Origin of the sequence: Robinsoniella sp. RHS (genome assembly GCF_001029355.1) — a bacterium.
GTDB lineage: Bacteria > Bacillota > Clostridia > Lachnospirales > Lachnospiraceae > Robinsoniella > Robinsoniella peoriensis.
In genome coordinates, this window is the sequence record NZ_JNGB01000004.1 from 76,671 (window position 1) to 99,959 (window position 23,289).

The window sequence follows — 23,289 nt, forward strand, 5'->3', positions numbered from 1 at the left end:
ATGGAAAAGGGAAATGAAGATTAAAAAAAGACTTAAAAATCTAAATTTAAAATATTTGTTTCAAAAGAAGTCTTACCATCGGCTTATTAAGCAAGTTATAGCAGTGTGCCTTGTATGTATGCTGGCGAGTCAATGTGGAATTTGGTTTAACCGTAGTAAGATTACCTGGTTTAATGAAAAAGTCTCTAATGTGGTAACCGACGAGAACAGCAGATTGATTATTGCTACGAGTTCAGAGAATGGTAAATCAGGAGCGCTCAACTACGAAGGAGAGGTGGTACTCCCATTCGAATCTACGATATTTGATCCGTGGACCGGAGAATTAATCAAAGATGGGATGTATCACGAAGGAAACTTATTCTGGGTGATCTCCGACCGTAAGGTTGGAATTGTAAATGATAAAAATGAGACTGTAATTCCACAAGAATACGGGTTTTTACAAAAAACACAGGAGAACCAGTTTATTGCAGGAACCGGTGAACTTTCCAATGCGGGGGCAGGCGGAGGATATTATGCTTATAAAAAATATGGAGTAATAACGGAAAAAGGTGAAACGCTGATCCCGTTAGAATATGACAGCTTAACAATGAGTGATGACGGCGGATATATCGGAGTAATCCATGAAGATACCAGAACCGTTACCAGATATTTCTTTGATAGCGGGAACTTAGATAAAGAAAAGATACAGGAACGGGAAACGGAACCTGAGACAGAAGATATACTTCAGGAAAGCGAACTTCAGGAAAACAGCACAGAGGAAGGTGAGACGGAAGAACAGAGCGGAACAGAGGGCAGACAGACGGAAGAACAGAGCGGAACAGAGGACAGACAGACGGAAGAACAGAGTGGGACAGAGGGCAGTTCGGAAACTACAGATAGTGCCGGAAATAATAACGCAGAAGGAACTGGCGGAGCTGGAAATGGAGTAACGGAATCCGGTAATGAAGCGGAAGATACGACAGGAAATTCAGCCGGCGGAGAAGCTGAAGATAATGGTGAATCCGAGAATAGGGACACTACAGATACAGATGCTGCTGAGGCAGGCAATATGGATATTCAAAACTATGAAGGAGTAGCAGGAAATTATGACGGTGTTAACCGGTATGTTGACGGAGGGGACAGAAGGCTGAGAATTTTTAAGGGAACCTGTACACTGGAGGACAGAAATGAAAATATTATTTTAACCTTCGAGGGTCCCAGAACAGAGAATGTAGATATGCCGGTTTTTGCCCAAGATAATAAGCTGCTGATCGATACAAAAGATACTTTTTACCGTGTATATAATGCTGGTGATGGCACGCTATTATGTGATGTTGGGGCGGAAACGGATTGTATGATTACATCGGAACTGATTACTTATGATGACGGTAAGGATTATGTTGTAAAGAATTATCAGAATCGTGAGTTGTTCCGAATTGGAAAAGGAGAACAGGATCGGTTTTTTAATTCGACAAATGAAAAGTCCCGGTTTATTTTTCAAAACAGTTATTTTGTATATCAGGGTGACAAGGGCAGAACGCTGGTAACCAACAGTGGTGTTGTGGTTGCCGAGTATCTGGACAGTATTTTATACAATGATGAGAATAACACAAAAGAAAAAGAGACAGAAAGGGTATTTATCTGCGAAAGAAATGGAAAATACGGAGCTTTTACGGCAGGTGGAGATAAAATACTGGATTTTGTATATGACGATATTGAATTTTTTAATGGACATGTAGATGCATTGCGCATAACAGACAAAAAAGGTCTGGTTGGAGCTGCGAATTACCAGGGTCAGGAGATTATACCGATTGAATATGACAATGTGGGTTATGGAAAGACAATTTATGCAGCAGACAGCAGGAACAGCAAGAGTTATACCATACTTTCCGACGGGGGTCAGGAGAATTGGTATTTTGGACAAAAAGGGAATGATATTTATTATCTGGACAATGAAGGAAACCAGCTGCAGAAGGTACGGTATGTAATGGAGGAAGAGAAGGGAAATGATCTGTCAGACTATGTACTGATACATAATATTCCCGAAAATCCGGTATCTTATCGAATTACCGGGAACCAGACAGTAATGGATAATACTTATTCCATGGGTCTGGCTTTTAGCAGAAGCAAAATTGTGACAAAGATAGAACAGTCGGATATTACATTTCTGCTGGTAGATAATCTAAGTGAAAAGCTTGGTATTTACAAATACAATTATGGAACAATTACGCTGACCGGATACCAGCATCTGTTCTGGCAGATCTGGCATGCATCAAGCAGACTGGCACTTGTTTTACTTTTACTAATGTTGTTTACGGGTATCTGTTACACAGAAATAGCGGATAGTTTTTATTTTTGGAGAAAGAAAACAGCCCAGAGGTTAAAACAGAAGAGGGGCAGAAAAGATGGCACGCAGAAAGCAGGAACTGGAAGAAGAATTAAAAAGCTTTGAATTAAAAAACAGGCCGGAAATTGAGGAGAAAAAAGGCATCTCCAATAAAATTTTCAATCTGCTCATCCTCGTTTTAATTTTTATAATGATATATTCTTTTTTTCAATTATATCAGACGAATGCTGATTATTCAGATGGGAAAGAGGAGTATCAAAAGCTTGAGGAAGAAGTTGTAGAACAGATCCCGGAACAGATGAAAACCATTGAGAAAGAAAAAAAAGACGGCATACGAAAAAATGCAGGTGAAACGCCGGCGAAAGAAAATAAATTAACAGCGCCTATAAGCGTGGATTTTAAAACCCTGAAGCAAAAGAACTCCCAGATACTGGCATGGATTTATATTGAAGCATTGGATATCAGCTATCCGGTGGTACAAGGAAAAGATAATGACTATTACCTGCACAGAACGATAGAAGGAAACTACAATTTTGCTGGTTCCATATTTATGGATTGGGAGAATTCAAACGATTTTAAAGATTGCAATACGGTTATATACGGACATAACATGGCGGATGGCAGTATGTTCGGGAAATTAAAAAAAATGACGTTAGAAGGAGCATATGACAAAAGTCCTTATGTATGGATATTGACGGAAGATAATAATTACCGATATGAAATATTTTCAGCACAGGTAGTAACTGTGGCAAACGAATGTTATACCCTGTTTGCACAGCCCGATGATAATTATCTGTCATTTTTAGAACGGATGAGTCTAAATTCGGGTATTCAGACAGAGAAAAAGGACTTTAATATTGACAACAGAGTGCTCACGCTTTCAACCTGTACGGGGGATGGAACAAACCAGGACCGCTATGTTGTTCAGGCTGTCCGATAGATTGGGCAGAAATAAAACAGTAAAGAGAGGATAAGGAAGATGAATAAAGTGACGTTTTCAGAAGAACGCAGAGGTTATAACAAAGAGGAAGTAGAGAAGTATATTGCAATCCTGCAAAAGGGAGTTGCGGACATTGATGAAGAGTTAAAGGAAAAAGAAGAAGAATGTGAAGGTATTTATAATAGATTAGAGGAGGCAAACACTAAGATAAAGGCTTTAAATAAGCAAGTGGTGGATAGCCAATTGGAAGTAGGGAATTTCAATAATCTCTTAGAAGACCAGCGAAGAGAAAAAGAATTACTGAAAAAACAGTTAAAAGCAGACAATGAAACACGAAAAGAATTGGAAGATCTTAAAAAACAATACCAGAGTTTACAACGTGAAAAGGAAATGCTGACAGAAAGAATAACGGAATTGACGAAAGAAAGTGAAAACTGGAATAAAGCCGTGGAGGATATAGCGGTGAGCAGCAGAAAGCCGGATGTCTCAGAGGAAATGAATACTTTGATGGAGGAAAACGTTCAATTGAAGGATGCTGTGGAAAAACTGGTAAAAGAAAAAGAAGCCTGGGAAAAATCGGTATGGGAAGATGCGGTAAGGGAAAAAGAAGAGTCGGAAGTGAAAAGCAGTAATGAAGAGATTCTGGATATGGAACGGTTTTCCAGTATATTTGATAATGCGAAGAAGGAAGCAGATGCATATCTCACCGCTGTAAAAAAACAGATAGATGAGAAGGAAAAAGAGGCAGACAGAAAAATTGCTGACTTGATTGAGAAAGCCCGTAAAGATGCTGAAACAATACGTTCAGAAGCAGAAAAGATCAAAGAAGATGCCAAGCAGGAAGGAATTGATTATGTTGCAAAAATTCGGTCAGATGAAGCAGAAATTTTAGAGGATGCCCGATTTGAAGCAGAGAGCATGAAGCGGGAAGCAAAGGTAAAACTGGATCTGACAATCAGAAAAGAAGAAAGAATTATGCAGAGGGCAAATGAAAGAGCCAGTAAAGTAATTCAGGCAGTAAGTGAGGATTATAACAGATACCGCATGATGCAGCAAAATGCAATCAAGAGTTACCAGGATCTGTTTAACTACATAGGGAATACGGTAAATATTCAGGAATTGAGTGATCTGTCACAGTTAGATCTGGACGACGAAAAAGAAGCGCAATAAGACGGTGATCCGGAGAGGAGAATGGTAAATGCATTATAAAAAGGCTGCTGCAGTATTATTGACGGTTGTTATATTAATGCCAATTCCGGTACATGGGGTAAATGCTGCTTCACTTCCTGAAGTTTATGCCGGGAACCTGACGGGAGATTCCGGGGCAGGAGCAGAGTTACTGTCAGCGGGGGGGAAGGAAACCCAGCCTGAACAGCAGCCAAGGATGAGAGCAGGAAGCCAGCCTGGAATGGATGGCGGGGGTGATTCTGGAACAGAGTCTGGAAGCAAGCCAGAGACGGAGCCCGGAAGCGAATCCGGGACAGATGCTGGGAGTGAGCCAGGATCGGATGCAGGAAGCGAGCCAGGAACGGATACTGGAAGCGAGCCAGGAACGGAGCCGGGAAGTAAGCCTGAGACGGAGCCGGGAAGTAAGCCTGAGACGGAGCCGGGAAGCAAGCCGGAGACAGAGCCGGGAAGCGAGCCAGAAACGGAGCCAGGGAGTGAGCCAGGAACAGAAGCGGAAAGCCGTCCAGGAACAGATACAGGCAGCGAACCAGGAACAGAGCCAGGAAGCCATCCCGGAACAGAGCCGGAAAGCCTACCAGGAACAGATACTGAAATTCCGTCGGAAACAGATACAGACACCAATATAACAAAGAAACCCGGCTCCGAAGCAGAGGAAGACATTAAGAAAGATCAAGCGGAAACCGCTGAAACCCAGAGGCAGTTTCAATCAAACCAACAGTTGCTGGAAAACCAGCAGATCATCCGTTTGCCCCGGATAGAAGACGACTTTCGTTTCGTAACAGTGAAGAAGAAAGCCGCTATGGCAAGCGAAGAAGTGGTACCGGTCTATGAAGAAATGAAGGAAGATTCACGAAAAGCCGGGAGAATGAATATGGATGATATCTGCTATATCCTGAAAGAGGAAGGGGAATGGACATACATTGAATCCGGAGTTGTAAGAGGGTTTGTAAAGAGCGGGATGATTCAGACCGGTGAGGATGTCGAGGCACTAATCAAGCAAAGAGAAAGCAGTTTTGTGAAATACGAACTGAGCCTGGATCGATTAATGGACAGTAATACATCCTACTCGGTAGGCTTACAGACCGAAAAGCAGACAGATAAGAAAAAGGATAAACCCCAAATAATAACGAATCCGAAAAAACCGGAAAATGGATCTGAAATAAGCGGTCAGGTATCGTATACGCTCTTGCTGGAAGAGTTATCAGAGGATAAGCAAAGGGAAACGGTGCAGAGTGAATCCATAGCTGAGCCGGATGAAGAGATGCAAAAGTCCGGGGAAGACAGACAAACCAAGTCAGAATATACAGAAACAGAAGCGCAGGGTGAGGATAGTTATCAAGGTGATTTGCACCAAATATCGAAGGAAGTAAGCGGGGCATTGACTTATGCAAAAGCCCTCATTGATCCGCTGGAGAATAAGGCGCTTGCATTTACAAGAACTACTACCCGCAGGACATTGGCAGACAAGGTCTATGTGATAGCACAGAAAAATACTGCTGTAATGGAATCCACAGATGCCGGTGCAGAAACGGTAGGAAAATTAAAGAAGGATACCTTGTGTTACTTACTGGCTAATGATAATGCTGACTGGCTGTTTGTAGAATCCGGCGATGTAAGAGGATTTGTAAGAAGTGATGAAATGATTCTGGGAGATGAAGCGAAAGAGATTGTGGAAAAAGAGGGAGAGGATCATCTTCTGTCAGCTGAGATGACGAAAAAGCCTGAGGAAAATAAAAGCCTTTACTATACGTTTACGTCAGTCAAAGAAGGATCTGTTTCCGGCCCTATACGAACGTCTATGGTTGATTTCGCACTGCAGTTTGTTGGGAATCCTTATGTATGGGGAGGAACGAGCCTGACAAATGGAGCGGACTGCTCCGGATTTGTACAGACCATTTACAGTACATATGGGTACTCCATTCCAAGAGTTGCAGAAGACCAGGCACAATATGGCACGAAGATACCAGTGGAAGATGCTTTGCCCGGAGATCTTATCTTCTATGCGAAAGATGGCTATATCTATCATGTCGTTATGTATATCGGAAATGGACAGACGGTACAGGCAGCCAATTCCGAAATTGGAATTATTACAGCAGAAGTAAGCAGGGGGGAATCTGTCTGGGCTACTAGAATTATATCGGATACTGATAATGAACAGATTGAGAAAGTAAACCAAAAAGCAGGTATTACTTATGATTCTGCTTATACTGCAGCAGCCAGGGTGGATTTTGGTGAACTGTTAGGCAACTTCAAATTGACTGCTTACTGTAACTGCGCAATCTGCTGCGGACAGTGGGCCGACGGAGCTACAGCCAGCGGCACTGCAGCAACCCAGGGCAGGACGGTGGCGATGGCAGGTCTGCCTTTTGGAACACGGTTGATCATAGGCGGGAAAATTTATGTGGTGGAAGACCGGGGAACACCTTACGGCCATGTGGATATTTATTTGAATTCACACGAAGAAGCACTTCAGTTTGGGCTTCAATATGGAGATGTATACCTTGCAAAGTAGCGGAATATAGAGGTGGAGGCGTAATTATGGAAAAGATGAAAGAGCTGTGTTCCTTTGTTATTCCTTGCTATAACGAAGAAGAAGCCATTCCCATTTACTATGATGAGATGGAAAAAATGCTAAAAAATATGCCGGAGAACCTTTGCTTTGAATTTATTTTTGTGGATGACGGAAGCAGTGACCGAACTCTGTCTGTTATACGTGAACTGCATCAGAAAGACGATAGAGTTCGCTATATCTCATTTTCCAGGAACTTCGGGAAAGAGGCAGGCATTTATTCAGGACTTATGAAAGCAAAAGGAGCATTTGTTACGGTGATGGATGTAGATCTGCAGGATCCGCCTGATCTAATTCCACAGATGTATGAGGCTGTTGTAACAGGTGGCTATGATTGTGTGGCGACCAGACGCTGCAGCCGTGAAGGCGAACCAAAGCTGAGGTCATTCTTCGCAAGACGGTTTTATAAACTGATGAACAGCATTTCTAAAACGGGTATTGTAGACGGTGCAAGAGATTTCAGATTTATGAAGCGCCAGGTAGTGGATGCAATACTGCAGATGAATGAATACAACCGTTTTAGTAAGGGTATTTTTGAATGGGTGGGTTTTAAGACGAAGTATATCGCATACGAAAACAGAGAGCGTTCAGCAGGAAATACAAAATGGTCATTTTTAAAACTGTTTGGATATTCCATAGAAGGAATTATTGCATTTTCCACCACGCCTCTGGCATTGGCTTCTGTTGGAGGGATTGCATTATGCGGTATTTCATTTTTATTAATCTTGCTGCTGATCGTACGGTTTTTACTGTTTGGTGATCCGGTAGCAGGTTGGCCATCCCTGGCATGTATCGTAATATTTCTGGGAGGACTGCAGCTTTGTGCTACTGGAATTATAGGAATGTATCTGTCTAAAACTTATTTAGAGTGTAAGGGGAGACCGGTTTTTATTGTAAAAGAAGAGGGATGACGGATAAGAGAATGGCAAAGAGTGAGAAACGATAGAAAATTTGAAAAGAGAGAAGAGGGAATGATATGAAGAGATTGCAGACAATAAAAAATTTAAAAAGACATGTTATCGCCTTTAGCACAATGGTTATTTTGGGCGTGTTTATGCTGGGAATGACTGCGATGGCGGCAGGAACCAGACAGGTAAGCCTGTCATCAGGGAAGACTTACATTGGAAATGAAGCAGATTATAATACTTCAGTTTATCACAAAATCACGATTCCCAGAAATGGTTATATAAAAGTGACCGGATGGGGACGTTCTGCATACAGTGTGAACCGGTATAGTATGGGGGTTCTGCTGTGTAATTCAAAAAAGAAACCAATGGAGGACTATAAGACCTACCTCTCCAGTTATTCCAAGCCAGGATTCACAGGCTATTATGGAGTCAGGAAGGGGACCTATTATCTCAAGGTGGAAGGGGAGAAACTTTATAATCTCTCTTATTCTTTTTCTTCCGTAAAAGAGAAAAGCGGTTCAAGCCAGAGAAAAGCAGTTGCAATCAAGCGGAATAAAACCGTAAACGGAGTTTTACCAGCCGGAGAAAACGGTTCAAAGACAGACTGGTATAAGATCAATCTGAAAAACAAACAAAAGATAACATTATGGTATGGCGCAAAAGCAAACGATTATATTAACTTCAGGATTGCGGCAGCAGATAAAAATGTATTTATTACAGGGAGCAGCGCTATCGTGAAGTCAGGTACGAATAAGTATGTTACAAGAGATAAATTTCCTAAAGGTACCTACTATATTAAAGTAACAAGATCCAGCAACTTGAAATCAACTTCCGGAGCCTACAGCATCAAATGGAAATAGTGCTGAAAACCGTGAAAGAGAGGGAATGATATGAGAAAGTATATTGCAGAATTTATTGGGACTTTTGTATTAGTATTATTTGCCTGTGGTGTCGCAGCAGTAACGGGATGCAACGGTGAAGCCAATGCGTCTTATCTCCTCACTGCGCTGGCATTCGGCGGTGTCATTATAGCCATGGCATATTCTATTGGAAGTATATCGGGATGTCATATTAATCCGGCGGTATCCCTTGGAATGCTGCTGACAAAAAGGATGGAATTAAAGGATTTTGCCGGTTATGCTGCAGCTCAGGTATTGGGCGCCATAGCTGGAGCGGCACTGCTGCGGTTGTTAATTGGTACGGATATGGGCCTGGGGGCAAATGGACTTTACCAGGGAAGTGTATGGAAATCAATTATTATTGAGATAGTATTATCTGCGGTATTTATTCTTACAATTCTTGCAGTTACCAGCAAAAAGGAAAACAGCAGTGTTTCCGGTCTGGTAATCGGGGGAACGCTGACACTGGTTCATTTGTTTGGTATTTATTTTACGGGTACCTCTGTAAATCCTGCCCGTTCTCTTGGACCGGCGTTGCTTCTGGGGGGAAATGCATTGATGGAAGTATGGGTATTTATAGTTGCACCGTTGTTGGGCGGGGTGGCTGCAGCCGTAATCTGGAAAGGTTTGTTTGACACAAAGACACCGTAGTTCTAATGAAGAAGAGATTCAGGCGAAGAAGTCTAAGCGAAGAGTTCTGAGCAAAACGGTTAAAGCGAAAACGTACAAAGGGGAGAAAATATGAAGAAGGTAGTGATTATTGGAGCCGGTCCGGCAGGCTTGACGGCAGCGTATGAATTATTAGAGGATCCATTAAAATATGAGGTTGTTATTTTAGAGGAAACGCCGGATATTGGCGGTATCTCCATGACTGAGAAATATAACGGGAAACGTATGGATATAGGAGGTCACCGTTTTTTTTCCAAAGACAAAAGAATTATGCAATGGTGGGAAAATATAATGCCCATTCAGGGGAAACCATCTTATGATGATTTGGTTTTGGGACGGGAAAAACAGATGTCAAAGGGAGGCCCCGATCCGGAAAAAGATGACAGGGTTATGCTTTTAAGACAAAGAGTTTCCCGGATATATTACCATGAAAAATTTTTTGACTATCCTATCTCTATGAAACCTCAGACTTTTATTAACATGGGAGTATTGCAGACTATAAAAGCGGGATGCAGTTATCTGGGCTCCTGTTTACATAAACTTCCTGAAAATTCATTGGAGAACTTTTATATCAACCGTTTTGGAAAAGTTTTATATTCCATGTTTTTTGAAGGGTATACAGAAAAATTATGGGGAAGGCATCCGCGTGAAATTTCTGCGGACTGGGGAGAGCAGAGGGTTAAGGGGTTATCTGTTTTTGCACTGCTGAAAAACCTATTTATCCGTGACAAAAAAGAAACTTCTTTAATTGAAGAATTTATATATCCCAAGCTGGGACCGGGGCAGCTTTGGGAACTGGTCGCCGAAGAAATTCAGAAAAAGGGTGGCAGGATTCAGCATGGAGCATCTGTCAGAATGATTGAAGCTGCCCAAAATAAGGTGACAGGCTTAATATACTGGGATAAGCAAAGCGGTATGGAAAAGAAAATAGAGGGGGATATTTTTATTTCCTCCATGCCGTTAAAAGATCTGGTGCTTGGAATGGGGAAATATGTGCCCGGACAGATAAGGACAATAGCAAACGGATTATCATACCGGGATTTTGTTACCATTGGTCTTCTGGCAGACAAGCTTAAAATAAAAAATGAAACAAGCATTAGAACCATAAACAATATCGTACCGGACTGCTGGATCTATGTACAAAATGAAGACGTTAAATTGGGAAGAATACAGATTTTTAATAATTGGTCACCATATCTTGTTTCCAATGCTGAATCAAATGTCTGGCTGGGCCTGGAGTATTTTTGTAATGAAAATGATGACTTCTGGAATTTAGAAAGTAATGAGCGTGTGGAAATAGCAGTAAAAGAACTGATTAAAATGGGGGTAATAGAGAGCGGGGAAGATGTGAAGGACTATCATTGCAAGAAAGTAAAAAAGGCGTATCCGGCATACTTTGATACATATAAACAGATTGATAAACTGATCCAGTGGGTGGATCATATTGAAAATCTATACTGTGTGGGACGGAACGGACAACACCGTTACAATAATATGGACCATTCTATGGCAACGTCTTTGGAAGCAGTGAAAAATATCAGGAGTGGGAATAAGGATAAAACAGCGATCTGGAACGTGAATACGGAAAAAGAATACCATGAGGAAAGTAAATCCTGTGAAATGAAAGGGAAACCGGCGTGAAGAACCTGATGGAGCAAATACTAAAATTTGGAATGGTTGGATTTTTATGTTTTGTCATAGATTATGGACTGATGACCTTTTTAACAGAATTATTTCATTTACATTACCTCGTATCCTGCAGTGTTTCGTTTACAGTTTCTGTTGCCGTTAATTATCTGTTAAGCATGAAGTTCGTATTCCGCCCAGGAGGGAAAACAGATAAGAAAAAAGAATTTCTTGCATTTATTATTCTGAGTGCAGTGGGGTTGGGAATTAACCAATTCGTAATGGTTGTTATGGTAGAGGCAGCTGGTATTCACTATATGATTTCCAAGATTGCAGCTACAGCTATTGTGATGGTTTATAACTTTATAAGCAGGAAAATGCTCTTAGAAAGTAAACGGGCATAAGGGGATTAAGGCATGAATAAAAACATTTCAAACAGTAAGGAAAGAAAAGGGCTGAATATGATGTACAGGTATCCAATTTTGGCAATAGTATTTTCCTGTATCTGTATATGGGCTGTTGGTTCCATAGAGTTTGTTCAGCGTGTAATCCTGGGAAACAAACGATTCCTGGCTGTTTTGATAATTGCCGGATACCTTGCGTATTATGGCTATTGTTATTTTAAGGGAACTCTTAATAAGAGAAGAATAATTACGGGTATTTTTTTAGGAAGCTTTTTGATCAGAGTACTTTTTATCCTGGTTTCCCCTTATGAACTGGGACAGCATGATGTTCATTTCGTCGGCGGATGGGATACAAATGAAATTGGATCCGGGCATTTTGGATATATTGAATATTTATATAAATTCAAAAAATTACCAAACTTTGATCCAACAAGAATATGGGCATTTTATAATCCGCCGCTGCATCATATCATTTCCGCTGTTTGGATAGGGATCAACCGGATGCTGGGATTTAATTACGAGCTGTGTATGGAGAATTTACAGATTCTTACATTATTTTATGGATCAGTAAGTACCTATTTTGTTTACCGCATTTTACAGGAATTCAAAATAAAAGAAAGTAATTTATTAATTTTAACAGGTGTATTGATTTTTCATCCGGTTTTTACAGTATTAAGCGCATCTTTGAATAATGACTGCCTTGCGGTTTTATTTTCATTGAGTACCCTCCTATATACCGTTCGATGGTATAAAAAGCAAAGTATCAGCAGAATTTTGCTGATCGCATTATCGATTAGCCTGGGGATGTTAACAAAAACATCAGTGGGTCTTTTAGCCCCCGGTGTTGGAATTGTATTTTTGATGGTAATGGTTAGAAAACGAGATCAATGGATAAAAATCTGTCGTCAGTTTCTGGCTTTTGGAGTGCTTTGTATTCCTATTGGAATGGCATGGGTAGTCAGATTAAGAATGTTGTATCAGATTCCATTTACTTATGTGCCTATGTTGGGTGAAATAGATCAGTATCAATACGTAGGAAATTATGGTGTATGGGAAAGGCTTGGTATTCCAGGGGCAGAGTCTATGAGTCATGCATGGAACAAATGGAATCCGGGAGCGGAACATAATATATGGGCAGAATTATTCCGTTCGGCTTTGTTTGATGAAAAAGCCTTTCAAATGACGGGAACTCTGTATGAATGGTTTGCAGTCATATTGCTAATTACCAGTATTCTGGCTGCTGTTTTGATGAACGTGATGCTGATCCGTGAGCTTATTCAAAAAAGAAGTATGGATGGCGCATTAAAAGGCATGATTGTCGCAGGATACGCAGTGCTGCTTATCTCATATATAAAATTTTGCTTTCAGTATCCGTTTATTTGTACGATGAACTTTCGTTATATAGTGGTGACAATCCTGTTTCCTGCAATTGGGACAGGCATTTGGCTTGAAAAGAGTAAAAATCAGCGGCAAGCACTGGCAGTTAAAATTATGATTTGCGGATTTAGTGTTTTGTGCATTGGATTGATGATTGCGTATTGTTTGAATTGGAGTGCTACTGATATTCAAACGTTGAATAGTGTAAATGGATAAAGGCCATGTTGTTTGACTATAAAAATTTTAGAGAAATAGTCAAATATTATATATATATGGGCTCCAACCGCCCGAAAGTTTTGGGTAAGGGAGTATTAATATCAAATGGGGAGGTAGGAAATCACAAGATGTAGGAAATTTTTATGGATAGGAGGTAAATGCTTTGAAATTAAAAAAAAGTATAACAAGGATTGTTGCATTTGTTTTATGCGTTGTTGTATGTATGACAGCCAGTCCCATATGGTTACAGCAGTCTGAGGCAGCATCATTAGTGGAAGAAATTTCGGAACAGTCAGAGGTATCGAAACTGCCGGAAACAGAACTTAAGGAAACGCATAAAAAAGAAACGGAGCAGGTATCAGAATCACAAAATCAAACAGATACAGAAGAAAAACAGAGTGATACAAAGCCTGAAACCGAAAAGCAATCAGACACAGAGAAACACTCAGAAACAGGAAAGAAAGAAGAATCAGAAAAACAGACAAATACACAGAAGACAGAGAGTGAGAAAGGAAAGGAGGATGAAGAAAAAGGTTCAGAAAAAGCAAGTGAAAGTCTGAATAATAAGACGGTTACGCCGAAACTAGGTGCAAGTGAGTTTACTGTAGCTGCAATTGTAGCAGCTGGAATTGAGGACCGGAATTTTGCGCAGGCTATATATGATTCTATAGTGGCAGATCCGACGAAGTTTTTGAATGGTCAGACATTAGATAACAATACTTATACAGGTGTTGAAGAACTGTTAAATAATTTTATTGGAGACATTGATGCTAATGGAAGTGGAAAAACCGATGGAGATAAAATAAAGAGTATTAAGGGTATCTCCATGTTGAAATCAGCACTTAAATTGGATATTGGAGACAATAAAATTGAAAATTTAATACCGCTTTCTATCACAAATACAGAATCAGGAGACCAACTAACAGAGGAGGAATTAAAATATTATGGCACACCTAGAAAAAATTTCACTATTAACATAGAAGGAAATCCCATTGCAAAATATCCTGGGATGATTGGGGGACGTATTGTATTAACTCCAACGTTAGAAACTTACAGTATTCCATTAAAGGAAAGAGAACTAAGTTTTCTAAGTGATGGTACGTCTGCTTATGAAAAATCATATGAGGCTTTATTAGATTTATGGAGATGGAATATAAGACCATATTTAGACGCAGGATTTACACAGTTAGCAGAGCCGTCGTATGATTATGAAAATACGCCACCTTATGATACGCCCAGTGGCGCTGTGTTTGTTCCAGGAAGTGAACTTGGTGGGAGAATAGACAAGATATCTGTACAGGGAATTAAGAATACTGGCAGTTTTGAAATACAGATAAGTGCCTTGAAAAGCTACATAGAAAATACAAGTGATATGTCCTATACGACGGAAACCTCACGTGGACAGTTATCTACAGGGGGTCAAACCATGAAATGGTACATACCTATATTAACAAAAATATACACCAAAACCGAACCAGCCCAACTAACCACATCTCATTCTGTATCCCTAAAAAAACTGGGAGCCGATGACAACAAAGGAAAAGCCGGTGCAGTCTACAATCTTTATAAAAAGAACGGCACAGGAACCGACGATCTGGTAATGGAAAACTTGACTACAGATGCCGACGGTTTGTTGCGAGTAACGCAGGGGCTTACCGCAGCGGAGTATTATTTCCAGGAAATAAAGGCTCCGGAAGGATATGAAATTAACCCGGCTAAGGTACCTTTCGTGGTAGAAGATGGGAAGATCATTATTAAAGGAGGATCCGGCAACAAGCTTGAAACTGCGGATGGTAGTAAAGAGACAGATGGAGTATTTATGTTAAGCGGGGATACAAAAGACCCTGTAAAACTGGAGGTTCAAGCGCCCGCTAACGGAAAGCTTGCATCCATCACAATTGAATGGACCGAGGGTAACCAGGGCGGAACTGCCGACAATCAGACATTTACGGTCACAGATACCGAAAATGCAGATGCAATAGTTGCAAAAGCAGAGTCAAAAATCAATGATGCCCGTCAGTTATACCAGAATGTAAAAGTATCTGCGTCCTTTACACAAACGTTATCCGTTCAGCAATTAGATACACTGACACCAGTTGAATTTAATTTAAAGGCTGATAAAAAGTTGGTTACGCCAAATGGAAGTGAAGCTGTTGTTCCAGAAGGAAAATTTAAGTTCCATTTGGTAAATGATAAGACATCTGCTGTCACTCCGGCGGTTGATGAGGTAAAAGCAAATGATTTAGATGGTATTGCTGAATTTTCAGCCTTATCCATTGGTGCAGAAGGGACTTATCATTTTATCATTACAGAATTAGATGATAAGGATCCTGATTATATCTACGACATAAATGAATATAAGGCGGAAGTAGTGATTGCCAAAATACCGGGTACTGACAAGCTGGAAGTAAAGAGCATCACTTATTCTTCAAAAGGCGGAGATAAGAATACAGAAGCTGCTAAATTTACAAATACGCTGCTTACGGTTCCATTTCGATTCCTTAAAGTAGACGGGGATGATCATACCAAACCATTAAAGGATGTAAAGTTTACGTTGTATATATGCAGCAAAAACCATGCAGATGATTCTCAGCATGATGTACTCGTGACCAATGATCCTGAAAATTGCTGGAAAGAAAGAGAAACGGTTGCAAGTGATCAAAATGGATTGGTTAGTTTTAAGGATTTACCCAGTGGGGACTATCAGCTGGTAGAAATCCAAACTAATCCGGACTATGCGCTGCCCTTGGGACAATGGAGAATCCGCGTAGACATAACAAATGCGCAGGAACCAATTCAAATAAAAGCAGTCGGGAATCCCCAGCCGCCAGCGTTTATAAAAAAAGACGCAGGAAATGAAGTGTCATATGTATTACCCAATTTCAAGAAGACAGATTTACCTCTTACGGGTGGCATAGGAACTATTATTTTTACAGTAACAGGCATTATCCTCATTGGAGGTGCAATTATATTATTCATCATAGTAAAAAGAAAACCAAAAAGAAAAGGAGAGTAAACTATGGTTAAGAAAAAATTTTTTAAAAAGGTTACAACAATGGTGTTGGCTTCTGTAATGGCAATCGGAATGCTATCCACAACTGCTTTTGCAACGACTTTGCCGCAAGAGGCATTACCAGATCCGGCAAGGAACGGAAACAGCTCAATAACGATTCACAAGTTTCTTATGGATGACATAGCAGATGCAGGCAAGCCATCCGACGGAAATGAGGTTGCAGGGGATAAAATTCCTGCGGGAGCAAAACCATTAAAAGGTGTTACATTTAACATCAGTAAACTGGCGAAAGATACGGACCCGGTAACCAGCACTGACTATGATACAAATTTTGCTACTAATGGTACAGACAAAGGAACTACAAAAGATGATGGAACATTATCATTTAGTGATCTGCCATTTGGAACTTATAAAATTCAGGAGACTAACAGCGTAACAGGAGTATCTCCGGCTGCACCATTTCTTGTAAGTGTTCCAATGACGAATCCGACTGGAGATGGATGGATCTATGATGTTCATGTGTATCCTAAGAATGAAAAACTTGCTATCGACAAACATGTTGTAAATATCCCTAATAAGGATCATGCAGCAACGGTGGGAAAAGACCATGAGTGGATTATCTCATCAACTGTACCTACGAATATGGTAGTGGAAAATGCGGATAAGAGCATTACAGCATCTAAGAAATATAATATTTCCGATAATTTGGATACACAATTAACTTATGTTGGAAATGTAAAAGTATGTGCTGCAGCAAAAGACAATACTGAACTTGCTAACGGCACTTTGGTATTAGATGATGATTATAAGTTGACAAAACCTGTAGGTAAATATGGCGGAAAATTAGAAGTTGCACTGACAGAGGCGGGAATTAAAAAGGTTGCAGCACTTGGGGCTAAAAAAGTCCATGTTCATTTTACTACACAATTAAATGAAACAGCAAAACTTGGCGTTGCCATTCCTAATGGAGCTACTCTGGAATATACAAATGCACAAGATCAGTCAACTGCCCCAGTTATCGTACCGGATGGTATGGATCCAACTGATCCAAGTAAACCATATGATCCTAATAAGGATGAAAGACCGGAAGTACATACTGGTGGAGTGAAAATCAAAAAGACAGATGATAAAGGAGATGCACTGAAAGGGGCTGAATTTAAAATTTATGCTTCCGAGAAAGATGCCAGGGCCGGAACAGATCCTATTTCTGTAATTAACAATGCAGGCACCGGATTTACGGATACTGTAATATCAGATGATACCGGGTTGGTAAAATTCTATGGACTTGCTTATGGCGGCATTAAGGGAGAAGATTTCGATACAACAAAAGAAACATCATATTGGATTGTAGAGACTAAGGCGCCAACGGGTTATAGTTTATTAAAAGATCCAGTAGAGGTAAAAGTGAGCGCTACATCCCATTTAGATAGTGCAATAGCTAAAACTATCATAAATAAAAATAAAATAATTTTACCGGTAACTGGCGGTATGGGAACCGTAATGTTCACAGCTTCCGGTTTAGCATTAATCCTTCTTGCTGTATTCATGGGATTCAAAGCAAGAAAAAAAGCACAATAATAAATTGCCATAAAATAATAAAGGAAGTAGGAAGACCCTACTTCCTTTTGGATAGGTGGATAAATGAGTAAAAAATTAGCAACATGTTTTATTGTTTTCATTTTTATATTAGGTGTTGGAATACTTAGCTATCCGACTGTGAGTAATTATATTGCAATCAAAAATCAAATTCAAATAATATCAAATTACCAAAATAAAGTTAGTAAATCAAACGAGAAAGATATAAAAGCAGAGTGGGAAGCTGCGGAGAAATATAATGCTTCACTATCGGGAGCAGTGATCGGAGATCCTTTTGTGCCCGGCAGTGGAAGAGTAATCCAGGATAATTACGAAGAAATTTTAGATGTAGACGGAATAATGGGATATATAAAGATTCCGAAAATTAAGGTGGATTTACCCATTTATCATGGCTGTAAGGAAGAGTCTTTACAAAAAGGAGTGGGACATTTAGAAGATACAGCGTTGCCTATTGGAGGAAAGGGTAATCATTGTGTCTTGTCGGGACATCGAGGATTACCAGCAGCAGAGTTATTTACAGATTTGGATAAATTAGAAAAAGGTGATCAATTTTATTTATATATTTTAGACAAGATACTGACCTATGAAGTGGATCAGATAAAAGTAATCAGCCCGGATGAAGTGCAGGATTTGCGGACTATACCGGATAGAGATTTGGTTACGCTGATAACGTGTACGCCCTATGGAGTGAACAGTCATCGACTGTTAGTCAGAGGTACCAGAGTTGCGGATGTGGAACAAGCAGAAAATACGCGCGGGATAAAGGAAACAGAAGCAGCAGTTACTGAGGGGACATCTCACATGGAATATTTGGTCACAGGTGCATGTATATTCTTTATTCTATTGCTGATTTTAATATTCTATAAAATGTTAAAAAGGAAAAGCAGAAACAGGAGGGAATAGAATGAAAAGAAATATGGCACTTGCAGCAGCGGGTATTTTCCTGTTACTTGGAATTAGCATAATTTTATATCCTCATATACGCCAATATATGTATGCGGATCAGGCTAAGAAAATTATAGAAGAATTTGATAAGAAGATGGAAAGCGATTATTTGGAGGCGGATGAAAAGAACGGTGTTGCGGTGAAATCGGAACCGGCATCCGGGAAAAAAGAGATTAATCTGGGACATGAAGATTTATATCAGAAAATAGTGCAATATAACCGAAAGCTATTTCGAACCGGTCAGGAAGATTTAGTGGATCCTTTTTCTTATCAACAGGTAGATTTCAGCTTAAAAGAATGGGGATTTGATGAGGATATGATTGGCAGCCTGAAGATACCCAGAATGGGAATTGAATTACCCATATATTTAGGCGCAACTGATGAGAATATGATAAAAGGGGCGGCGCATTTATCGCAAACGTCGCTTCCGGTCGGCGGCAATAATACGAATGCAGTTATAGCGGCTCATCGGGGATATAGTAATGCAGCTATGTTCAGGGATATAGAGGATTTACAGATAGGAGATCCGGTTACAATTAAAAATTTTCGGGAAACACTAACCTATGCGGTGGTTGAAATTAAAGTAATCATCCCAACGGATATAGATCAGATACTGATACAGCCCAACCGTGATTTAGTGACGTTAATTACGTGTCATCCGTATGGATATAATTATCAAAGGTATGTGGTTTATTGTGAGCGGGTGGAAGATAAGTAAATGGTAATATTGGGGGAAGTTATGACAACTAAAATGGAAGAAAAATAAAAAGAACATGAGGGTTATCATATGGGCTTGTTAAACAGAGAAAAGTATGGCGATGAAGATGAAAGATATGATTTGTCAGGTAAAAGTGTACGGATTTTCACACCAAAAGAAAAGCAAAACATGTACGACATTGTAGAAAGTGCAGAATACCAGGTAGTTCTGATGAACATGGGAAATTTGGAACAAAACGAAAAGCAGAAAATGATGGACTTTATAAGCGGAGCAATTTTTGTTCTGGAAATCCGGTTATTTCAAGTAGCAGAAAATATCTATATTTTAATACCACGGGGATCCAGAATAAGAGAGTTAGTATAAGGCAGATAGTATCAAGTTTAATTAGAGTAGAGAAATAACAGGGAGGAGTGCTGTGAGACATATGAATGAATCAAAGAAGGATATAGGATTTCTAAGTGGAGGAATCGGAACCATATTTATTTCAGTTACAAAAATTGTGGAAAATAAAGTTTGTGGATATTTTTACAGTCCCTTTTACCGGAAACTAATATATTTTGAGAATTTTGCACAAATGTATATTATGGCGGATACCCTGGTTCGAAAATTAACAAAAGAAGAAAGAGCTTATTTAAAACCTGTTATAAATCCGGAAAAAAACTGTTATTCTATCAAACCTAAAATATATTTCTTTGCCCTTAATATCTTATCTTTAGAAGATAATACCTGGCATGGGATAATGAGTTACAGTGGCTGTAAACAAAAAACTTACTTCAAAAATTCAAAGGAAATGTTAAAGAAAATGAATGCTTTATTGGGAATCACTAATATTGAAGATCCGGAGGTAAAATAGACGGGATGATCGGACTTTACTGGATTTCACTAACACTAATTTTTATCGTAATTATATATGGAGTTCTTAGGATACAAGACAACAAAAAGACATATGAAAAAAAAGATTTAAGAGGAAGAATACGGATTATAAATGGTAAGGAATACTTTACGGTCAAAGTGTACATATGGCAGAGAAAAAAAATGAGAGCAATTGAAAATACATATAAAGTAAATAGTATTGTGATGTCGGATGACAGGATCAAATACAGAATCATAGAGACTTTAAGAATGGTGCAGTTTCCTGCAGTTAAAATTCAGTACAGGTATCAATTGATGCAGGAATTTAATTTATATAATGGAGATGTTATATATGTGAGTATCACAGATCATGATAATCTTCAGGTTAAAATTCAGAATCATAGAAAATTAAAGCATTATTGTGATCTGATAAAGAAAAGAAGAGATATATGTTCTGCCGATAAACAAGAGATATTGTTAATTTTAAGAGGGATGTTAAGCGGAAGGAATATCACTATTAGCGAGATTAGAACTTTATATACAAAATTAAAAGAGTGGGTGCCATATGTAAGCAGTGCAGTTGGGATTATGAATACCATAGACGTAATAATACCACTTAATGAATATTCTATTCCATTGGAAGAAATAAATTTTTCTCACAAACCCGACCGCATATCTTGATTAAACTTTCCAACACGCTCTAAAAGAGAGGAATAAAAGATGAGACAAAAAGAAATCTTAGAATATATTCGGGAGTTGGAGGAAAAAACTTTTGCAGAAGGGAGGTAAACATGAGTACTTTTGAATCTACCAAAAAACAAACATATACACGTTTATCGTGGGATGAGTGGTATGCGTTAGCAAAAGAATTTTATTCTTTAGAGCATCATTTAAAAATACCTGTGAATTATAAAACACGAGAAGGATTTCTTCTTGGTCGGTGGATTGAAAGACAGAGGTCTGCATACCACCAAAAGGGCGTTTATAAAATTGATGCCAGAAAAATTTATCTGTTAAACCAGATCGGGATGATGTGGACACTTGGGGTGAGAAGAACATGGGAGACAGGGTATAAATATTGCGAAGCGTATTATTTAGAATTTGGGAACATTGATATACCCAAGAATTTGATATATAAGCAAATGCCTCTTGGAGAATGGCTCCTTTATCAAAGGAAATGCTATCGCCTGAATAAAATAAGTAAATGGAAATGCGAAAAATTAGAAAACCTTGGAATTAAGTGGCAGATAAGATATAGAAGACATGAAAGAGAGAAATGAAATCAACTACCGTATGGTTCATGTCAATAAACTTACCTTTAGATACATAAACGACCAGATATAATCTTTCGTGGTATATAATATCTTAGTATAATTTATAAATTAAAGAATTTGAAGCTTTCAATGAAGAGGAAAGCCCGTTTAATAAAAGGAACCTTTTAAATATTTTCATAAATACATTGACAACATGCTGTCTTAATGTTAACATACATTTAGACAGCATGTTGTCGTATGAAAGGAGAATATAATGAAATACGCAAATGATTTATTTCTAATGAACCAGGCATATGCCACACTTTTTTCTGTTACCAATAAACTACAGGTAAAAGGAGACCAGTTTATGCAGGATTTAACTTCCCGGCAGTATATGGCTATGCTTGCGGCAGCGCATTTAAAAGAAGGTGAAACAACACTGAATAATATTGCAAAAAAGCTTGGTACTACAAAACAAAGTGTGAAGCATTTAATTACAGCCATCGAAAAAAAGGGGTATGTGGTTACGGTACCCAGTGAACAGGATAAAAGAGCCGTGAATGTTAAAATAACTGATATTGGTTTGCAGGTTATGATGGAGTGTTCGGAACGTTCCTTAAAGTTTTTTGCCGATGTTTTTCAGCGTTTTACAACGGAAGAACTTGAAATTTTATGGAGCCTGCTCAAAAAAATGTACCGTTATGATGGAGAAGAAATGGATGGTTTTGAGGAAGATGTAGATAATCGGGTGGTTGGAGACGGAGAGCTTACCAAAAGCCAGATGAAAGCACTGGAAGAATTTGACCGGAGCCGATATTATGCCCATAATGGAGGAAATAAAAGTGAATAGTATTGTTAAAGTCCAAAATCTGGAGAAAAGCTATCATACAAAGAAAGCGGTTAATGGTATTAACTTTGTGGTGAATGAAGGAGAAATTCTTGGTTTCCTTGGACCAAATGGGGCTGGAAAAAGCACAACCATTAATATTCTGTCAACCATTCTTTCTATGGATCAGGGAGAGGTCACGATTTTTGACCGGGATTTAAAGAAGAATGTAAAGGAAATTAAACGGTTGCTGGGGGTAGTACCTCAGGAATTAGCTATCTATGAAGAAATTACAGCCATTCAAAATGTACGTTTCTTTGGCAGTCTCTATGGAATAAACGGGAAGCAATTAGAATTACGGGCAAAAGAAGCTTTAGAATTAGTTGGTTTATATGATAAAAAGGATGATAAGCCGAGAACTTTTTCCGGTGGTATGAAAAGAAGGCTGAATATAGCCTGTGCCATCGTTCACCAGCCGGAACTGATTATCATGGATGAACCTACGGTGGGGATTGATCCGCAGTCAAGGAATCACATTTTAGAGTCAATCAGGACTTTACGGCAGAGAGGGGCAACCGTTATTTATTCCACACATTATATGGAAGAAGTGGAGGCAATCTGTGACCGGATTATTATTATGAACGAAGGAACGATTATTGCGGAGGGGACAAAAGAAGAATTGAATCAGAAAGTAAATAATGATGTCACGTATTACTTTGAGGTTGAGGAAAAGGAAAAATGCAATGAGCAGGATTTTCTGGACTTGAAAGGTGTTCGGGAAGTTGTTTTTTCTGAATCAAATATTGCAGTTACTTCGGACCAATCAGAAGAAAATCTAAATGATATTATATCCGTAATCATTGCAAATGGCTGTAAAATTGAAAGTATGCGCAGTGAAGAGGCGTCCCTGGAAACAGTGTTTCTTGAATTGACCGGACGAAAATTAAGAGATTAAGAAGGTGAT

General features: G+C 39.2%; 20 protein-coding genes. All 20 read left to right on the top strand.

The window, feature by feature from the left end:
- The first annotated feature begins 13 nt into the window (after positions 1–13).
- The 20 genes from RHS_RS03345 to RHS_RS03445 all read left to right on the top strand — a co-directional run bounded on the left by RHS_RS03345 (position 14) and on the right by RHS_RS03445 (position 23,280).
- On the top strand, positions 14–2,431 hold the full coding sequence (locus tag RHS_RS03345; protein ID WP_047832305.1) for a WG repeat-containing protein: 2,418 nt from the start codon (positions 14–16) through the stop codon (positions 2,429–2,431).
- A complete protein-coding gene (gene srtB, locus RHS_RS03350; protein ID WP_047832430.1) occupies positions 2,385–3,266 on the top strand; it encodes a class B sortase in 882 nt (293 codons plus the stop codon). Before RHS_RS03345 ends, srtB begins: the two co-directional genes overlap by 47 nt.
- A gap of 39 nt (positions 3,267–3,305) precedes the next feature.
- Positions 3,306–4,436, top strand: coding sequence for a hypothetical protein (locus RHS_RS03355; protein WP_047832306.1), 1,131 nt, complete (start codon positions 3,306–3,308; stop codon positions 4,434–4,436).
- Between the two features lie 28 nt (positions 4,437–4,464).
- Entirely contained in the window at positions 4,465–6,966 is a 2,502-nt protein-coding gene (locus RHS_RS30000; RefSeq protein ID WP_395021124.1) for an NlpC/P60 family protein, read from the top strand.
- 35 nt (positions 6,967–7,001) lie between these two features.
- The gene (locus RHS_RS03370) at positions 7,002–7,934 is read left to right on the top strand and encodes a glycosyltransferase family 2 protein (protein WP_027292327.1); all 933 of its coding nucleotides are present in this window, start codon (positions 7,002–7,004) and stop codon (positions 7,932–7,934) included.
- 65 nt (positions 7,935–7,999) lie between these two features.
- Positions 8,000–8,791: a hypothetical protein gene (locus tag RHS_RS03375; RefSeq protein WP_044297560.1), complete on the top strand. Its 792-nt coding sequence runs from the start codon at positions 8,000–8,002 to the stop codon at positions 8,789–8,791.
- A gap of 30 nt (positions 8,792–8,821) precedes the next feature.
- A complete protein-coding gene (locus tag RHS_RS03380; RefSeq protein ID WP_047832307.1) occupies positions 8,822–9,481 on the top strand; it encodes an MIP/aquaporin family protein in 660 nt (219 codons plus the stop codon).
- Between the two features lie 90 nt (positions 9,482–9,571).
- The gene (locus tag RHS_RS03385; protein ID WP_047832308.1) at positions 9,572–11,140 is read left to right on the top strand and encodes an NAD(P)/FAD-dependent oxidoreductase; all 1,569 of its coding nucleotides are present in this window, start codon (positions 9,572–9,574) and stop codon (positions 11,138–11,140) included.
- Positions 11,137–11,529 carry a GtrA family protein gene (locus tag RHS_RS03390; RefSeq protein WP_395021128.1) on the top strand — a complete coding sequence of 131 codons (393 nt, stop codon included), beginning with the start codon at positions 11,137–11,139 and terminating at the stop codon, positions 11,527–11,529. Before RHS_RS03385 ends, RHS_RS03390 begins: the two co-directional genes overlap by 4 nt.
- A 12-nt stretch (positions 11,530–11,541) precedes the next feature.
- Positions 11,542–13,122, top strand: a complete 1,581-nt coding sequence (locus RHS_RS03395) for a glycosyltransferase family 39 protein (protein ID WP_047832309.1) — start codon at positions 11,542–11,544, stop codon at positions 13,120–13,122.
- 163 nt (positions 13,123–13,285) lie between these two features.
- The gene (locus RHS_RS03400) at positions 13,286–16,138 is read left to right on the top strand and encodes a SpaA isopeptide-forming pilin-related protein (RefSeq protein ID WP_047832310.1); all 2,853 of its coding nucleotides are present in this window, start codon (positions 13,286–13,288) and stop codon (positions 16,136–16,138) included.
- Positions 16,139–16,141: 3 nt separating this feature from the next.
- Positions 16,142–17,713, top strand: a complete 1,572-nt coding sequence (locus RHS_RS03405) for a SpaH/EbpB family LPXTG-anchored major pilin (RefSeq protein WP_047832311.1) — start codon at positions 16,142–16,144, stop codon at positions 17,711–17,713.
- 63 nt (positions 17,714–17,776) lie between these two features.
- The gene (locus tag RHS_RS03410) at positions 17,777–18,634 is read left to right on the top strand and encodes a class C sortase (protein ID WP_047832312.1); all 858 of its coding nucleotides are present in this window, start codon (positions 17,777–17,779) and stop codon (positions 18,632–18,634) included.
- Between the two features lies 1 nt (position 18,635).
- A complete protein-coding gene (locus RHS_RS03415; RefSeq protein ID WP_044297553.1) occupies positions 18,636–19,394 on the top strand; it encodes a class C sortase in 759 nt (252 codons plus the stop codon).
- Positions 19,395–19,463: 69 nt separating this feature from the next.
- Positions 19,464–19,757: a cell division protein SepF gene (locus tag RHS_RS03420; RefSeq protein ID WP_044297552.1), complete on the top strand. Its 294-nt coding sequence runs from the start codon at positions 19,464–19,466 to the stop codon at positions 19,755–19,757.
- Positions 19,758–19,809: 52 nt separating this feature from the next.
- Positions 19,810–20,247: a hypothetical protein gene (locus RHS_RS03425; protein ID WP_027292318.1), complete on the top strand. Its 438-nt coding sequence runs from the start codon at positions 19,810–19,812 to the stop codon at positions 20,245–20,247.
- Positions 20,248–20,252: 5 nt separating this feature from the next.
- Positions 20,253–20,927, top strand: a complete 675-nt coding sequence (locus RHS_RS03430) for a hypothetical protein (protein WP_047832313.1) — start codon at positions 20,253–20,255, stop codon at positions 20,925–20,927.
- A gap of 110 nt (positions 20,928–21,037) precedes the next feature.
- Complete coding sequence (locus RHS_RS03435) at positions 21,038–21,526, top strand: helicase associated domain-containing protein (RefSeq protein ID WP_044297550.1); 489 nt, start codon at positions 21,038–21,040, stop codon at positions 21,524–21,526.
- A 247-nt stretch (positions 21,527–21,773) separates the two neighbouring features.
- Positions 21,774–22,349 (top strand): MarR family winged helix-turn-helix transcriptional regulator, encoded by a 576-nt coding sequence (locus tag RHS_RS03440; RefSeq protein WP_027292315.1) that lies wholly within the window; start codon positions 21,774–21,776, stop codon positions 22,347–22,349.
- Entirely contained in the window at positions 22,342–23,280 is a 939-nt protein-coding gene (locus RHS_RS03445) for an ATP-binding cassette domain-containing protein (protein WP_047832314.1), read from the top strand. The genes RHS_RS03440 and RHS_RS03445 overlap by 8 nt, the downstream gene beginning before the upstream one ends.
- Positions 23,281–23,289 lie beyond the last annotated feature (9 nt).

Bases quoted from the DNA above. Each gene is read 5' to 3' on its own strand.
- RHS_RS03375 (WP_044297560.1), top strand. From the start codon at position 8,000: ATGAAGAGATTGCAGACAATAAAAAATTTAAAAAGACATGTTATCGCC.
- RHS_RS03410 (WP_047832312.1), top strand. From the start codon at position 17,777: ATGAGTAAAAAATTAGCAACATGTTTTATTGTTTTCATTTTTATATTA.
- RHS_RS03435 (WP_044297550.1), top strand. From the start codon at position 21,038: ATGAGTACTTTTGAATCTACCAAAAAACAAACATATACACGTTTATCG.
- RHS_RS03430 (WP_047832313.1), top strand. From the start codon at position 20,253: ATGATCGGACTTTACTGGATTTCACTAACACTAATTTTTATCGTAATT.
- srtB (WP_047832430.1), top strand. From the start codon at position 2,385: ATGGCACGCAGAAAGCAGGAACTGGAAGAAGAATTAAAAAGCTTTGAA.
- RHS_RS03405 (WP_047832311.1), top strand. From the start codon at position 16,142: ATGGTTAAGAAAAAATTTTTTAAAAAGGTTACAACAATGGTGTTGGCT.
- RHS_RS03385 (WP_047832308.1), top strand. From the start codon at position 9,572: ATGAAGAAGGTAGTGATTATTGGAGCCGGTCCGGCAGGCTTGACGGCA.
- RHS_RS03415 (WP_044297553.1), top strand. From the start codon at position 18,636: ATGAAAAGAAATATGGCACTTGCAGCAGCGGGTATTTTCCTGTTACTT.
- RHS_RS03345 (WP_047832305.1), top strand. From the start codon at position 14: ATGAAGATTAAAAAAAGACTTAAAAATCTAAATTTAAAATATTTGTTT.
- RHS_RS03355 (WP_047832306.1), top strand. From the start codon at position 3,306: ATGAATAAAGTGACGTTTTCAGAAGAACGCAGAGGTTATAACAAAGAG.
- RHS_RS03395 (WP_047832309.1), top strand. From the start codon at position 11,542: ATGAATAAAAACATTTCAAACAGTAAGGAAAGAAAAGGGCTGAATATG.
- RHS_RS03420 (WP_044297552.1), top strand. From the start codon at position 19,464: ATGGGCTTGTTAAACAGAGAAAAGTATGGCGATGAAGATGAAAGATAT.
- RHS_RS30000 (WP_395021124.1), top strand. From the start codon at position 4,465: ATGCATTATAAAAAGGCTGCTGCAGTATTATTGACGGTTGTTATATTA.
- RHS_RS03380 (WP_047832307.1), top strand. From the start codon at position 8,822: ATGAGAAAGTATATTGCAGAATTTATTGGGACTTTTGTATTAGTATTA.
- RHS_RS03440 (WP_027292315.1), top strand. From the start codon at position 21,774: ATGAAATACGCAAATGATTTATTTCTAATGAACCAGGCATATGCCACA.
- RHS_RS03370 (WP_027292327.1), top strand. From the start codon at position 7,002: ATGAAAGAGCTGTGTTCCTTTGTTATTCCTTGCTATAACGAAGAAGAA.